Genomic DNA, 15,687 nt, shown 5'->3' with positions numbered 1-15,687 from the left:
TCGCCCGCTGTCCATCCGATAGCCACTTATGACAACATCCGTTACGCAGAAGAAATCCGGCCACCTGGCTGCCGAACCTTGATGTGGAACGGCTCACTTCCACACCGAGATTGACTTCAGTCCGCTTCCCGTCTTCGCCCCTCGGGCGCCTCACCCTCAGTTCAGACGCGGACCGAGGGCGCGATCACGAGTCCCGGCTCAGCTGCTTGAACGGCGACACGCAGAGCTCCGCTGCCGTCGATCGTGGCCAGTACGACTCGGCCGTACGCATCGCAGGCCAAAGCCGGCGGTGCGGCGCACCTCTCAGCGGTCGCCGACCACCACAGGCCGGATGCCTCGTTCTCAGTGGCGCACGCTGCGATCATCACCGTGTCGTCGGGGCTCCGGTAGGCGAGTACCGTGCAGTCGTACCCGTCCAGCACAGCACGCAACGCCGCAGGACGACCTTCAACCTGCCCCCCGCCCACCGGGATCACCCACTCCCCGGGACGATGGGCCATCAGGCCGCCTGCCGCCGAGTCCGACCAGAAGTACGTGATCCGTTCGGGTGCCGTCTCGAGCCCCACCAGGGTGCCCGGATCCGGGGACATGGGGATGTTCGGGCGCCGTTCCAGCTCGCCCTGCGGCTCGACCTGAGACCACCGCATCGCACGTCTGTTGGAGGCGGGCACGAGAAGCTCGATACATCCGGACACAGATGCCACCGCGACCATGCCGTCCTGTGCCATCTGACCATTGAGGCTGCTCCATGCCTGCCAACGGCCCTTCGCATCCTCTTTGCGCATGGTGACGGCTCCGCCGTCGTTGGCCAGAAAGACGTGCACACTGCCGGTCCCACTCACGGCGACCCCGGGGGAAGTCACCCGCTGAGCCCTGCTCGGGTCCTTGTACGGATTTCCGAGCGACCGCCATTGGGTCAGCGGACGGCCGGTCTGGTACTGGGTGGCCTGCACAACGGTGACGGAGGACCCGTCGGGACTGACACGTCGCCCGACGAGGTGAAGGAATCCGTCAGCCCCTCGCGTCACCGACAGGTGAGACAGAGACGGGGCCGGAAAGAACTCCGGCCCTTCCCACTCCGCTCCCCCCGGGCGCAATTGTGTCCAGCGCAGCACCCCGCCATCACCGTGCGCGAAAGCGGTGAGCCGGTCGTCCTTGCCCCGAAAGAGCCGAGGTCCCTCACCCGCCAGTGGGCTCGAAGACCTCAAGGACATCGTCATGTCCGTACGTCCAGCCACCGGGCCGCCGGTCCGTGTCGTGGCGCGCCTCACCCGCATGACCCGCCCCAGCCCTTCTCACCAGTCCCGATCCGGCCACCCGGCCACAGCTCTGCGAGCCACTTGGCCCGGAGCACCGGCCAGCCTCAGTGACGAACCGGATGTCTTGTGGAGGGTATGCGTGATCCATGACCGAGCAGGCCCCACTGAACGTAAGTTTGCCACACGCTTCATACCGCCTTCACAGCCGTGGACTGGAGGCCGCTCGTGAAACGTCAGTAGCGCGCACCTGGATGCCGGAGGCACCACCCCTCCCAAGCCGATGCCACCATCTCGCGGGCATCGTGCATTGCGGTCCAGCCCAGCTCCTTCTGGATGAGGTCGGCGGACGCGACGACTCTGGCCGGATCACCGGCCCTGCGTCCGGCGACAAGCGGAGCGGCCTCGGACCTGAAGCCCGTCACCTCACCGATCAAATCGATCATCTCGCGTACCGAGACGCCTTCGCCGCGGCCGATGTTGACCGTCAGCTCCGATCCCGGCTCACGCACGAGAAGGGCGCGGGCCGCAGCGAGATGCGCCGAGGCGATGTCTGCAACGTGGACGAAGTCACGTTCACACGTGCCGTCCGCCGTGTCGTAGTCATCGCCGAAGATCACAGGCGAGGCTCCGGCGGTCAGCTTTTCGAAGACCATGGGAACAAGATTCGACACCCCGGTGTCGGAGAGCTGCGGCGTGGCAGCACCCGCGACATTGAAGTAGCGCATAGAGGCCGTCGCGATGCCGTGCGCCCGGCCTGCCGCACGCACCATCCACTCGCCGATCAACTTGGTCTCGCCGTAGGGGTTGATGGGGGCGCAGGAGGTGTCTTCACTCACGCGCTTCACGTCGGGCACGCCGTACACGGCTGCCGACGAGGAAAACAGGAAGGCCCGCACTCCGCACCCCGCAGCCGCTTCCAGCAGCGTCTGAAGCCCCTGGACATTCTCGCGATAGTAGTACAACGGTCGCTCTACCGACTCTGCCACCTGCTTCTTCGCCGCAAGGTGAACCACACCGCGTACGGCGAGCTCCTCCATAGCGCGTCGCAGGTGAGCGCCGTCCAGCGTGGAACCCTGGATGAACGGGACGTCCGCAGGAACGCGAGAAGGGTCCCCGCTCGACAGGTCGTCGAACACCGCAACCGCCTCACCGGCATCCCGCATCGCCCGAAGGACGTGTGCCCCGATATAGCCGGCCCCACCTGTGATCAACCAAGTCATGGGCGGATGATAGTTCGCAGCAACACCAGAACCTGAACGCGCGTTCCCGTGATTATCTGTTCTATAGTGCACGGTCAGTCATGCATGAAGGACCGGTCACACCCCCCACCCGAGTCCCACGCAATCCACCGCCCCGGCAGGGCAATGAACTTGAGGACTCGAGACCGGATGAGCCACGACGACGGCATCACGCCGAGCCCGCAGGGTGACGGACACGGGAGAAATCGACAAAGAACGGCTCCCCGCAAGCGCCGTCGCGGCCTGAAGATCGCGCTCGGAGTCGTGCTGGTCCTTCTGCTCGCCGCCGGTGGCACGGCCTACTGGCTCTACAGCAGCCTCGACGGCAACATCAAGGGCGTCGACCTCGACAAGGCCATCGGCGACGACCGGCCCGAGAAGCTGCCGACGAGCGGTCAGAACCTCCTCGTGCTGGGGTCGGACTCGCGCGCCGGGAGCAATGGGGGGCTCGCCGGGGGCGACGTCAGTGGCGCACGCTCGGACACCGCGCTCATGATCCACATACCCGAGGGTCGTGCCAGTGCCATCGCGGTGAGCATCCCGCGCGACACGCTGGTCACCCGGCCCGAGTGCGTGAAGTCCGACGGCTCCAGCCTGCCGTCCGAAGAGCGCGTGATGTTCAACTCCGTCTACTCCCTGGCCGGTCCTGCGTGCGTGGTGAAGACCGTGGAGAAGATGTCCGGTGTCCGCATGGACCACTATCTGGAGATCGACTTCGCCGGGTTCAAGGAGCTGGTCGACGCCATCGGCGGCGTGACCGTCGACGTGGAGGAGCCCATCCACGACAAGGAGTCGGGCCTCGACCTCGAAGCGGGCCCGAACAGGCTGAACGGCACCGAGTCGCTCGCGTTCGTCCGTACCCGGCACGGCATCGGTGACGGCAGTGACCTGGGACGCATCGGCCTGCAGCAGCAGTTCATGATGGCGCTGCTCAGCGAGGTCAAGTCGCAGGATCTGCTGGGCAGTCCCGCCAAGTCGTTCAAGATCGCGGATTCCCTCACCGAGTCGCTGACGACCGACTCCGGACTCGACTCTCTCACCAAGCTCGCCGAGTTCGCGCGCAGCATGGACGGTGTCGACCCGGCCTCGATGGAGACGATCATGCTCCCGGTCGCCTACGACAAGATCGACCCGAACCGTGTCGTCGCCGCCGAGCCGCAGGCGACCGAGCTGTGGAAGGCGATCCGCGAGGACACGGAGATTCCCGCCTCCGCGAAGAAGTCGCCCGCCACGGGCGGCTGACCGAACGCGTCTCGGCCAAGCCCCGGGCATCCGGTTCCGACCGGTTGCCCGGGGCTTCCCGTTTGCCGCCCCGCCACCTGCCACTCCGACTCCATGGACTCCTCCCCCGTACTGCTGCTCGTCGACGGCGCCAACGTCGTCGGATCCGTGCCCACGCCGAAGGCTGTGGGGGAGGCTGGTGGCGTGACCGGCGCGGGTCCGCCGAGCGGTTGCGGGACCGGTTGACGGCGGTGGCGCGGGAGGGGATCGAGGGGTGGCCCGGGCCACTGGAGGTGGTGCTCGTCGTGGAGGGCGCGGCCCGGGGGTGGAGTCCGTGCCGGAGGTGGCGGTGGAGTCCGCGGCCGGGAGCGGTCACGACCTGATGTGGAGACCGTGGAGGCGGCGGCCGGGCGCTTGTGTGTCGTCGTCACCGCCGACCGGGAGCTCCGGCGCCGGGTCGAGGCGTGCGGCGCGCGGTGCGTGGGTCCGCGTGCCGTGCGCGGAGCGGCCGACTAGTACGTGGCGTCGGGGCCCAGGCGGCCGAGGCGGCTGTGGGAGCGCCCGTAGAGGGCGTACACGACGAAACCGATCGCCATCCACACGGCGAAGCGGAACCAGGTCTCGCCGGGGAGGTTGAGCATCAGCCACACCGAGGCGGCGACCGACAGGAGCGGCACCAGCGGCACCAGCGGAGTGCGGAACGCGCGGTGCAGGTCGGGGCGGGTGCGGCGCAGGATGATGACGCCGAGCGCGACGACGACGAACGCGAAGAGCGTGCCGATGTTCACCAGGGTCGCCAGCTCGTTGATGCTGGTGAAGCCGGCGACGACGGCGATGACGACGCCGAGCAGGATGGTGGGGCGGTACGGGGTGCGGAACCGCGGGTGGGTCTTGGAGAAGAACCGCGGCAGCAGGCCGTCGCGGCTCATGGCGAAGAACACCCGGGTCTGGCCGAGGAGCAGGATCATGCACACCGTGGTCAGGCCGACGGCGGCGCCGAAGCTGATGACGCCCGCGAAGAAGGGGCGGCCGACGGACTTGAACGCATCGGCGAGCGGGGCACTGGTCGACAGCTCGGTGTAGTGCTGCATGCCGGTCACCACGAGGGAGACGGCGACGTAGAGGACGGTGCAGATGAACAGCGACCCGAGGATGCCGCGCGGCATGTCGCGCTGCGGCACCCTGGTCTCCTCTGCGGCGGTGGCGACCACGTCGAAGCCGATGAAGGCGAAGAAGACGACGGACGCGGCCGTGAAGATGCCCATGACGCCGAAGTTGGTGGGCTCGTAGCCGAACAGCAGCTGGACCAGGGGCGCGTCCCAGCCGGAGCCCTCGATCTGGCCCCGTGCCTCGGGGATGAACGGGTCGTAGTTGGCGGCCTTGACGAAGAACAGGCCCGCCACGATCACGATGAGGACGACGCCGACCTTGATGGCCACGACGACCGCGGTGATCCGTGCGGAGAGCTTCATGCCCACGACGAGGATGGCGGTCAGCACCAGGATGAGCAGGAACGCCAGGAGGTCGAAGCTGCCGCCGGCGACATCGGGCCCTTGCAGCGCCGCGGGCAGATGCCAGTCCACGTTGTCCATCAGGGACCGCACGTAGCCGGACCAGCCGACCGCGACGACCGCGGTGCCGAGTGCGAATTCCAGCACCAGGTCCCAGCCGATGATCCAGGCCGGCAGTTCACCGAGCGAGGCGTACGAGAAGGTGTACGCGGAACCGGCGACCGGGACGGTCGAGGCGAACTCGGCGTAGCAGAGGGCCGCGAGGGCGCAGACCACTCCGGCGGCGACGAACGCGAGCGCGGTGGCGGGGCCGGCGGTCTCCTTGGCGACCTTGCCCGTGAGGACGAAGATGCCGGTGCCGATGATGACGCCGACGCCGAAGACGGTGAGATCCAGCGCGGAGAGTGACTTCTTGAGCGCGTGCTCCGGTTCCTCCGTGTCCCTGATCGACTGTTCGATCGACTTGGTACGGAGGACGCCGCCTCTGCTGTCCGCGGGGTCTGTCTCTGTACTCACCGCTGTACCTCCACGCTCGTCGTCCCGACCATGATCGGGACGACGTGTGGTCAGTGCGGCGCCGTGGGGGCGGAGTTCAACCGAATGGGCCGGAGGGACCACCCTTACAGGGTCTCCCTCCGGCCCGATGCCGGTGGTCGCTCACACGCCCGGCTCTTTCACGCAGGGCGCGGGGACGGTCAGTCGCGGGCGGGTTCGACCGCCTCGCTGTCGATGCGGCCGTCGAGCTTGGAGACCAGCCCGGTGACCTGGCGGGCGATGTCCGGCGCGGTGAGGCCGATCTCCGCCATGACCTCCTTGCGGGAGGCGTGGTCGAGGAAGCGCGGCGGGATGCCGAAGTCCCGCAGCGGCACGTCCACTCCCGCGTCGCGCAGCGCCTGGGCGATCGTCGAGCCCACGCCGCCGACCCTGCTGTTGTCCTCGACGGTGACGACCACCCGGTGCTGCTCGGCGAGCGGAGGCAGCGCCTCGTCGACCGGCTTGACCCAGCGCGGGTCCACGACGGTGGTGGAGATGCCCTGGGCGTCGAGCAGGCCGGCGATCTCCAGGCACATCGGGGCGAGGGCGCCCACCGAGACGAGCAGCACATCGGGCCGCTCGGCCTCGGCGCGGCGCAGTACGTCCATGCCGCCCGCCTTGCCGACGGCCTTGACGGCGGGTCCGACGGCGCCCTTGGAGAAGCGCACGACGGTCGGCGCGTCGTCGACGTCGACGGCCTCGCGCAGCTGGGAGCGGACCTGGTCGGCGTCGCGCGGGGCGGCGATCCGCAGGCCGGGAACGACCTGAAGGATCGACATGTCCCACATGCCGTTGTGGGAGGCGCCGTCGGTGCCGGTGACACCGGCCCGGTCCAGTACGAAGGTCACACCGCACTTGTGGAGGGCGACGTCCATGAGGACCTGGTCGAAGGCACGGTTGAGGAAGGTGGCGTAGACGGCGAAGACGGGGTGCACCCCACCGGTCGCCAGGCCGGCCGCGGAGACCGCCCCGTGCTGCTCGGCGATGCCGACGTCGTAGACCCGGTCGGGGAAGGTCTTGGCGAACTTGTCGAGGCCGACGGGCTGGAGCATCGCGGCCGTGATGGCGACGATGTCCTCGCGCTCCCTGCCGAGCTTGACCATTTCCTCGCCGAAGACGGAGGTCCAGTCGAGGCCGGAGCTGGAGATGGGCAGGCCGGTGTCGGGGTGGATCTTGCCCACGGCGTGGAAGCGGTCCGCCTCGTCCGCCAGGGCGGGCTGGTAGCCGCGGCCCTTCTCGGTGAGGCAGTGCACTATGACGGGGCCGCCGAAGCGCTTGGCGCGCGCGAGCGCCGACTCGAGCGCCTCGATGTCGTGGCCGTCGATGGGCCCGACGTACTTCAGGCCGAGGTCCTCGAACATGCCCTGGGGGGCGATGAAGTCCTTGAGGCCCTTCTTGGCGCCGTGCAGGGTGCCGTAGAGCGGCTTGCCGACGACGGGGGTGCGCTCGAGGAGGTCCTTGCCGCGGGCGAGGAAGCGCTCGTAGCCGTCGGTGGTGCGCAGGGTGGCCAGGTGGTTGGCGAGGCCGCCGATGGTCGGGGCGTACGAGCGCTCGTTGTCGTTGACGACGATGACCAGCGGGCGGTCCTTGGCGGCGGCGATGTTGTTGAGCGCCTCCCAGGCCATGCCGCCGGTGAGGGCTCCGTCACCGATGACGGCGACGACGTGGTCGTGCTTCCCCAGCACCTCGTTGGCCTTGGCGAGGCCGTCTGCCCAGCCGAGCACGGTGGAGGCGTGCGAGTTCTCGATGACGTCGTGGTGGGACTCGGCCTGTGACGGGTAGCCGGAGAGGCCGCCCTTCATCTTGAGCCTGGAGAAGTCCTGGCGGCCGGTCAGCAGCTTGTGGACGTAACTCTGGTGTCCCGTGTCCCACAGGACCTTGTCCTTCGGGGACTCGAAGACCCGGTGGAGGGCGATGGTCAGCTCGACCACGCCGAGGTTCGGTCCCAGGTGTCCGCCGGTCTTGGAGACGGCGTCCACCAGGAAGGTCCGGATCTCTGCGGCCAACTGCTCCAACTGCTCCGGGCCGAGCCGGTCCAGGTCACGCGGTCCCCTGATGCCGGATAGCAGGTTCCCCCCGTCGCCCACCACCCTTGCAGGACGAGCTGCGCGCGGCTGTGTCACCGTGCCTCCTTGCATTCGAGCTGATCGTGCCGTGCCGATTGACCGAGTCTAATGTTCCGCGCACGCGCTCTGTCACAGGGCGGTGCGTTCTGTGTCACGCCTATGACGTACGCGCGGCAGTGCCCGGCACCGCGGTGCGGTGCCGGGCACTGGTGGGTGGTACTAGGCGCGACCTGCGGTCCGCTGCGTCTTACGGGTAACCGAGTCGATCACCACGGTCGCCAGCAGAACACCACCGGTGATCATGTAGACGACCGGGGTCCTGATGCCTTCCAGCGCCAGGCCGTACTGGATCGAGACGATCACCATCGCACCGAGCAGCGCGTTCCAGGTGCGGCCCCGGCCACCGAAGAGGCTGGTGCCGCCGATGACGGCCGCCGCGATGACGTTCATCAGCAGCTCACCTGCGCCGGCGCTCTGGTTGGCCGCCGCGATCTTGGAGGCCCAGAACAGACCGCCGACGGCCGCGAAGAAGCCCGCGATGGAGAAGACGGAGATCCGTACGGCGGTGACGTTGATACCGGCACGCCTCGAGGCCTCGACGCTGCCGCCGAGGGCGAAGATCTTGCGCCCGTAGGAGGTACGGCGGAGCACGAAGTCGGTGATGACCAGGGCTGCCAGGAAGAGCACCAGAGCCAGCGGCAGACCGCGGTACTGGTTGAAGACGGCCGCGGCCGCGAAGGCCACGACGGCGAGCAGCACGGTCCGCAGCAGCGTGTCGGACAGCGGCCGCGACGGCACGCCCGCGGCGTCACGACGACGGTTGTCGAAGAACGACGAGAGGAAGAACACAGCCACGGCGGCGGCGGCGAGTCCGTAGGCGGCCGCGATGTCGGAGAAGAAGTACGTGGTCATCCGGCCGACCACGCCCTCCGAGTCCAGGTTGATCGTGCCGGTGTCTCCGAGCATCTGGAGCATGAACCCCTGCCAGAACAGCAGGCCCGCCAGGGTGACGGCGAAGGCGGGGGCGCCGATCCTGGCGAAGAAGAAGCCGTGCAGGGCGCCGATGATCGCACCGCCGACGAGGGCGACGAGTACGGCGAACCACTCGTTCATGCCGTTGCTGACGCTCAGTACGGCCGCGAGGGCGCCGGAGACGCCGCTGACGGCGCCGACGGACAGGTCGATCTCGCCGAGGAGCAGCACGAAGATGATGCCGACGGCCATCATTCCGGTGCCGACCATCGTCACCGAGATGTCGGTGAGGTTCTTCGCCGAGAGGAACTGCGAGTTCATGCTCTGGAAGATGATGGAGATGATGACCAGGCCGAGGACGACCGGGATGGATCCCAGGTCTCCGGCGTGCATCTTCCGCTTGAACTCCGACCAGTAGCCCTTGACGCCCTGCTCGCGCACGAGCAGCCGCGGGTCGACGGCCGTGAGCGCGTCGTGCGCCGCGTCCGGGTTGACGACCGGCGCGTCGGCGGTGGAGGTCTTTTCGGTGGTCACTTCTGAACCTCCGCGTTGCGCGCCGCACGGCGGGTCACGGCGTTGTCCGTGGCACCGGTGATGGCGGAGATGATCTCTTCCTGCGAGGTCGACTTGACCTCGAAGATCCCGTTGTTGCGACCGAGCCGCAGGACGGCGACCTTGTCGGCGACGGCCTTGACGTCGGCCATGTTGTGGCTGATGAGGATCACGGCGTGGCCGCGCTCCCGCAGCCGCTCCACCAGGTCGAGCACCTGTGCGGTCTGCTCGACGCCGAGGGCGGCGGTGGGCTCGTCGAGGATGACGAGCTTGGGCTCACCGAGCATCGAACGCGCGATGGCCACGGTCTGGCGCTGACCGCCGGAGAGCGAGGCGATCGGGATACGGACACTGGGGATCCGGATCGAGAGCGTCTTGAGGAGCTCCAGGGCGCGGCGTTCCATCTCGACCTCGTCGAGCACACCGCGCTTGTGCAGCTCCCGGCCGAGGTAGAGGTTGCCGACGACGTCGATGTTGTCGCAGAGCGCGAGGTCCTGGTAGACGGTCGCGATGCCGAGGCTCTGGGCGTCGTGCGGCCGGTTGATCGACACGCCCCTGCCCTCCCATTCGATGGCGCCTTCATCGATGGGATGCACGCCGGCGATCGTCTTGACCAGCGTGGACTTTCCGGCGCCGTTGTCGCCGACGAGTGCGACCACCTCACCGGCGTGGACCTCAAGCTCTACGTCGGTGAGCGCCTGGACGGCACCGAACCGCTTGGAGACCCCGCGCAACGCCAACACGGGCGTAGCGGACACGTGAACCATCTCCTTCGCCGCCTGACCGGCGGGGATGCCGCACCGCCGGGGTGAGGCGGCGCGGAGGCTGAGCAGTATGGGTTGAAACTATGAAGAAACGGGCGAGTGTTCCGTCCGGTGCCCCGCCCCCCGGCGGGGGCTGGATGGAGGGGCGGGGCACCGGAGGGTTCATGCGGGACGTCACCGCCCCGGCGGGACATCGGCCCCGCGGCGGGAGCTCGCGTGTCCCGGCAAGCGGCCGGAGCGCCCCGGGCGGACCCGGGGGCTCCGGCGAGCTCGAGCCGGACCTACTTCAGGCCGAGCTTGTCACACGCGGCCTTGAGCTTCGCGGTGCAGATCTCCTGGACCGTGTAGACGCCGTCCTTGACGACGGTCTCCTTGATGTTGTCCTGGGTCAGCGAGACCACCGGGACGAGCACGGCCGGGACGTCCTGGGTGGTCGGGCTGTCGACCGTGGACTTGGCGATCGAGTCGAGCTTCTCGCCCTTGGCGAGCGCCACGGCCATCTCGGCGGCCGCGGCGGCCTCCGGGGCGTACGGCTTGTAGACGCTCATGAACTGCTCACCCGCGACGATGCGCTGCACGCCGGAGATCTCGGCGTCCTGGCCGGTGACCGGCGGGAGCGGGGAGATGCCGGCGGCCTTGAGGGCGGTGATGATGCCGCCCGCCATGCCGTCGTTCGCGGAGTAGACGCCGATGATCTTGTCCTTGCCGAGGGCCGAGATCGCGGCCTCCATGTTGGCGTTGGCGTTCTCCGGCTTCCACTCCTTGGTGTCGTACTCCTTGCCGATGTTGACCTTGCCGTCGAGCTCGGCGTGGGCGCCCTTCTTGAACAGCGCGGCGTTCGGGTCGGTGACGGAGCCGTTCATCATGACGATCTGGCCGTCCTTGGCCTTGTCGCCCAGGGCCTCCAGCAGGGCCTTGCCCTGCACCCGGCCGACCTCTTCGTTGTCGAAGGAGGTGTAGGCGTCGATCGGGCCCTCGGCGAGGCGGTCGTAGGCGACGACCGGGATGCCGGCGTCCTTGGCCTTCTTCACGCTGTTGGCGATGGCCTTGGAGTCCACGGCGTCCAGGATCAGAGCGTCGACCTTGTTGGTGATCATCGTCTCGACCTGCTGGGACTGCTGCGTGGCGTCCTGCTTGGCGTTGGCGTAGACGACCTTCGCCTTGTCGTTGGTGAGCTCGCTGATCTTCTTCTCGATGAGCGGCTTGTCGAACTTCTCGTAACGAGCGGTCTGGTTCTCCGGAAGGAGCAGGCCGATCGTGATGTCGTCGCCCTTCTTGGGGCTCGACTCGCTCGTGCTTTCGCCCGAGTCGCCGGCCTGACCACAGGCGGCCAGCGATACGGCCATCGCAGAGGCAGCGACAGCAACAGCGGCACGACGCAGATGTGCGTTCACGATGAGAAACCTCCCTGACGAGGCCGCGTCGCTGCGGCCGAGGTGGCTGGAAGTCAACTCGCCCCCGTCGTCAGCGTCAAGGAGTAAATCCTTAACGAGATGACAACGGTGCCATTCGTTATCTAAGTGAAGGCGGGCGCTCCGACCGGCAGCGCGCCGTCAGATCCCTGCAAAAGCGTTGAATCACCCATTTCGCTGAGCACCAGGGCCAGCGCGCCGAGCACTTCGGCACGGCCGCCGAGAGCCCCCGGAGCCACCGAGAGCTGCCTCGCCGCACTGGGAATGGCGTAACGGGAGACGGACTCGCGGATCGGCCCCAGTACCAACTCTCCAGCCTCCGCCAGATCCCCGCCGAGCACCACCCGGCTGGGATTGAGGAGGTTGCACAGATTCGCCACGCCGCTGCCGATGTGACGGCCCACGTCGGCCACGACACGGCGGCAGCCCGGGTCGCCCTCACGGGCGAGCTGTACCACCCGCTCCATGGTCAGCTCGGCGCCGTGGCTCGGCTGCAGCAGCGGCAGCACGTACCGCGCCGCGGCGAACGTCTCCAGACAGCCGCGGTTGCCGCACCGGCAGACCGGGCCCGACTCGTCCAGCGTGATGTGCCCGATCTCCCCGGCCGTACCGCCGGGGCCCCGGTAGATCTGACCGTCTATGACGAGGCCGGCGCCGACACCGCTGGCCACCTTGATGTACGCCAGGTCCTTGACCCCGCGGCCGCTGCCCCACACCAGCTCGCCCAGCGCGCCGAGGTTCGCGTCGTTGTCCACGTGGACCGGCACGCCCAGGCGGGCCGACAGCTCCTCGCTGGGGTTGATGCCCTTCCAGCCCGGAAGGATGGCCGTGGAACCCAGCGTGCCCGACTCCACGTCGATGGGGCCCGGCACACCGAGCCCCACGCCCACCACCTTGCCCGGGGCGATCCCCGTCGCCTCGATCAGCCGGTTGACCAGCGCCTCCGCCCGGCCGAAGCCCTCCTCGGACGACGCGTCTACGTCAAGCGGCTCCGCCTCCTCCGCGAGCACCTGCTGAGCGAGGTTGCCGACGGCCACGCGCAGGTGGGTATGGCCGAAATCGACGCCGATCACGATGCCGGCGTCGCCGCTGAGCGAGACGCTGCGGGCCCTGCGGCCGCCCGCCGAGGTGGGGGTCACCTCGACGGTGCCGCCGTCCTTCAGCTCGCGGACGATGTTGGAGACGGTGGCCGCGGAGAGGCCGGTGCTCCTCGCGATCTCCGCCTGCGTCAGCGAGCCCGCCATGCGGACGGCACGCACGACGCGCTCGAGATTGGCCCGGTGCAGAGATGTCTGCGATCCCGGAGTCTCCATTGACTCATCCACTCCTGCCCCCGGTGGGCGGCGCGACGACCGCCCCCGGCCGGGGCGGCGCGATGTCTGCCCCGGCGTCTCTCCAACTTGTGAACTCTGAGTTCAACCTTTTGGGGCTTATCCCGTCAAGACCTTGAGCAGGCCCGGCCCTCGGGCGAGCGGCCTTTCCGGGTACGGGGCGCGGCGCGCCTGCGGGCGCGGCGGGGCCGGGGCGCTACCCCTTGCCGGGCGCGGCCCGGGTCCGGGGCGGGGCCGGGGCGCTACGCCTTGCCGGGCGCGGCCCGGGTCCGGGGCGGGTCCGGTCGGGGCGTTACGCCCTCGGCGGGCGTGGCCGGGTCCGGGGCCGGGCCGGGGACGGGGCCTCCGGAGCGCGGCACCCGGACTGCTTTCCCGTACCTGCCTCGCCCTGTCTCACGACGCCTTACGTCCGGGCACCCCACTCCTCCGACCCCGCCCCCTCCCGCCGGTGGTCGCCTCACCGGCCGGTGCCCCTTCCGCCGGGTCGCAGGCCTCCGTGCGCGGGGCCGCTCCCCGTCCCGGGGGCCTGCGGCGGAGCGCGTCAGGACAGGTCCCCCGGGCCGCCCCGCATACGGAGGCTGGAGCCGGAGCCCGACAGGGCACGGTCCCCGTGCGGGGAACAGCTCCGCATCTCGGGTCGCGGAGGCCCCTCGAGAGAGTCCCCATGCACGCCGAGGTCCCCGTCCCGGGGGCTGGGGCGGAGCCCCGGTTTCGCGAAGGGGCCCTTTCCACCGGCGGGAGCGACGGCGTCGGCCCGGGGGCAGGGGGACGCGCAGGGGGCGTGTTCGGGACGTAAAGCGTCGTGAGTCAGGGCGGGGCAGGTACGGGAAAGCAGTCCCGGACATGCCCCCGGAGCGGCACCCGGGCGCCACACGAGACGGACCGGGCCACGCCCGAGAAGCACGCGGGCCCGGCCACGCCCGGGAGCGTGGACCGGGCCGGGGGTGTTACTTGAGGGCGCCCGCCGTGAGGCCCGACTGGACCTGGCGTTGGAAGATCGCGTAGACCACGAGCACCGGGAGCATCGCGATCATCATGCCTGCCATCAGCGCTCCCCAGTCGTTCTCGTAGCCCTGCTGCAGCGCGAGCGTCGCCAGGCCCTGGGTCAGGACGTACTTGTCCTCCTGCTGGTTGAGCACCATCGGCAGCAGGTACTGGTTCCACTGGCCCAGGAAGTTGAAGATGCCGATGCTGATCAGGCCCGGCTTGGCCATGGGCAGCATCACCTGGAAGAACGTCCGGCTGTGTGACGCGCCGTCGATCAGCGCCGCCTCGGCGATCGACACGGGGAGCGTGCGGAAGAAGGAGGTCATGAAGAAGACCGTGAACGGCAGCGAGTAGGCGATGTACACCAGGATCAGTCCGTGGTACGTCGCGAGCAGCGAGCTGCCGGGGAAGTCCCGCATGACGAAGAAGAGCGGGATGACCAGCATGAAGACCGGGAAGGACATGCCGGCCACGAACAGGTAGTAGATGAACCGGTTGCCCGGGAACTCGAAGCGGGCCAGCACGTACGCGGCCATCGAGCCGAGGACCATCGTGCCGATGACGGAACCGCCCACGATGATGGCGGTGTTGATGAAGTACTGGCCCATGTTCGCGTCCTCCCACGCGTTGGACCAGTTCTCCCAGTGCAGGACCGTCGGCAGGCCCCAGGGGTCGGTGAGGATGCCGCTGCTGTCCTTGAAGGCGCTCCACGCCACCCACAGCAGCGGGACGCCGACCATAAAGCCCCAGAGGATCAGGATGCCGTGGGAGAAGACGTTGAGCACCCCGCCTTCGGAGGAGCCGTTCCTGGCGGGCGGCGGGGCCGCCTGGGGATCGGCGGGCGGGTCCTGCTTGGCCACCGTCTCGATCTCTTCGGTCGTCATCCGCGCTACCCCTAGTACTCGATCCGCTCACGCCGCGCGAAGCGCATGGTGAGCACTGCGAAGGTCATCGTGACAATGAGCATCGCGACGCCCATGGCGGAGGCGTAGCCGAACTGGCTGTCGCGGAAGGCCGTCAGATACAGCCGCAGCGGCATGACGTCCGTGGCGCCGTCGGGGCCTCCCATGTTCACCGACATGATCTGGACCAGGGCGAAGGCGTCCAGCGCGATGATGCCCATGTACACCCAGCCGGTCTGGACGGTGTCCCACAGCAGCGGGAGGGTGATCCGGAAGAAGGTGTGGAAGCGGTTGGCGCCGTCCAGCAGCGCCGCTTCGTAGATGTCCCGCGGGACGGAGGCCATGGCCGCGGAGAAGAGGACGACGAAGAAGCCGACGTGTCCCCACACCATGACGGCGCTGATGCACCAGAGCGCGAGGCTCTTCTCGCCCAGCCAGGCGTTCTGCAGGCCGTCCAGTCCGATCGCGCCGAGGAGGGAGTTGAGCATTCCGTCCTGCGGGTCGGGGTTGTAGATGTTGAACCAGATGACGGCGATGATCGCGATGGAGATGACCTGCGGGAAGAAGAAGACGAACTTGTACGTCTTCGAGCCGGCCACACCGGTGATGACTTCGTTCTTCCGGCGTTTTCCGCCGACGTTGAGCATGAAGGCGAAGAACAGTCCGAGGCCGAGGGTGACGACGGGGACGAGCGCCAGCATGTAGACGTTGTGACGCAGGGCGTTCCAGAAGTCGTCGTTGTCCCAGAGCCGCTGGAAGTTCTCCAGGCCGACGAACTCGGCGGTTCCCACGAGTCCGGACCAGTCGGTCATCGAGATCTGGAACGCCTGGACGAACGGTGAGATGACGAAGATCGCGTAGATGATCAGGGGCAGGGCCAGGAAGCCCACGATGAATCGGTACTTGCCGTGTTGCACTGTTGCTTCCCGGCCCTTCCC

General features: G+C 68.5%; 11 protein-coding genes and 1 pseudogene. 2 read left to right on the top strand and 10 right to left on the bottom strand.

Annotated features, from left to right (window positions below; translation table 11 throughout):
* Positions 1-161: 161 nt before the first annotated feature.
* Together OGH68_RS29100 and galE are read right to left on the bottom strand one after the other, a co-directional pair.
* Positions 162-1,220 (bottom strand): hypothetical protein, encoded by a 1,059-nt coding sequence (locus OGH68_RS29100; RefSeq protein WP_264248036.1) that lies wholly within the window; start codon positions 1,218-1,220, stop codon positions 162-164.
* A gap of 272 nt (positions 1,221-1,492) precedes the next feature.
* Complete coding sequence (gene galE / locus OGH68_RS29095) at positions 1,493-2,479, bottom strand: UDP-glucose 4-epimerase GalE (RefSeq protein ID WP_264248034.1); 987 nt, start codon at positions 2,477-2,479, stop codon at positions 1,493-1,495.
* A gap of 168 nt (positions 2,480-2,647) precedes the next feature.
* Here galE and OGH68_RS29090 point away from each other — a divergent pair, with 168 nt between their 5' ends.
* Together OGH68_RS29090 and OGH68_RS29085 are read left to right on the top strand one after the other, a co-directional pair.
* Positions 2,648-3,739 carry an LCP family protein gene (locus OGH68_RS29090; protein ID WP_264248031.1) on the top strand — a complete coding sequence of 364 codons (1,092 nt, stop codon included), beginning with the start codon at positions 2,648-2,650 and terminating at the stop codon, positions 3,737-3,739.
* A gap of 93 nt (positions 3,740-3,832) precedes the next feature.
* Positions 3,833-4,234 (top strand): annotated as a pseudogene (locus OGH68_RS29085) (NTP pyrophosphohydrolase).
* Here OGH68_RS29085 and OGH68_RS29080 read toward each other — a convergent pair.
* From OGH68_RS29080 to OGH68_RS29045, 8 genes are all read right to left on the bottom strand, one after another.
* Positions 4,231-5,745 (bottom strand): amino acid permease, encoded by a 1,515-nt coding sequence (locus OGH68_RS29080; protein WP_264248030.1) that lies wholly within the window; start codon positions 5,743-5,745, stop codon positions 4,231-4,233. The pseudogene OGH68_RS29085 and the gene OGH68_RS29080 overlap by 4 nt on opposite strands.
* Positions 5,746-5,924: 179 nt before the next feature.
* Entirely contained in the window at positions 5,925-7,886 is a 1,962-nt protein-coding gene (gene dxs, locus OGH68_RS29075; protein ID WP_413471044.1) for a 1-deoxy-D-xylulose-5-phosphate synthase, read from the bottom strand.
* Between the two features lie 162 nt (positions 7,887-8,048).
* Positions 8,049-9,335, bottom strand: coding sequence for a sugar ABC transporter permease (locus OGH68_RS29070; protein WP_264248027.1), 1,287 nt, complete (start codon positions 9,333-9,335; stop codon positions 8,049-8,051).
* Positions 9,332-10,120: an ATP-binding cassette domain-containing protein gene (locus OGH68_RS29065; RefSeq protein ID WP_264248026.1), complete on the bottom strand. Its 789-nt coding sequence runs from the start codon at positions 10,118-10,120 to the stop codon at positions 9,332-9,334. Before OGH68_RS29065 ends, OGH68_RS29070 begins: the two co-directional genes overlap by 4 nt.
* Before the next feature lie 278 nt (positions 10,121-10,398).
* Positions 10,399-11,511: a substrate-binding domain-containing protein gene (locus OGH68_RS29060; protein WP_264248024.1), complete on the bottom strand. Its 1,113-nt coding sequence runs from the start codon at positions 11,509-11,511 to the stop codon at positions 10,399-10,401.
* A 122-nt stretch (positions 11,512-11,633) separates the two neighbouring features.
* Entirely contained in the window at positions 11,634-12,842 is a 1,209-nt protein-coding gene (locus OGH68_RS29055) for an ROK family transcriptional regulator (protein ID WP_264248023.1), read from the bottom strand.
* Between the two features lie 965 nt (positions 12,843-13,807).
* Positions 13,808-14,731, bottom strand: coding sequence for a carbohydrate ABC transporter permease (locus OGH68_RS29050; RefSeq protein WP_264248021.1), 924 nt, complete (start codon positions 14,729-14,731; stop codon positions 13,808-13,810).
* 11 nt (positions 14,732-14,742) lie between these two features.
* Complete coding sequence (locus OGH68_RS29045; protein ID WP_264248020.1) at positions 14,743-15,666, bottom strand: carbohydrate ABC transporter permease; 924 nt, start codon at positions 15,664-15,666, stop codon at positions 14,743-14,745.
* Between the last annotated feature and the right edge of the window lie 21 nt (positions 15,667-15,687).

Source organism: Streptomyces peucetius, assembly GCF_025854275.1.
GTDB classification, from domain to species: domain Bacteria; phylum Actinomycetota; class Actinomycetes; order Streptomycetales; family Streptomycetaceae; genus Streptomyces; species Streptomyces peucetius_A.
The sequence above is the reverse complement of the archived record's forward strand: the minus strand, read 5'-3'. Positions and strand labels throughout refer to the sequence as shown.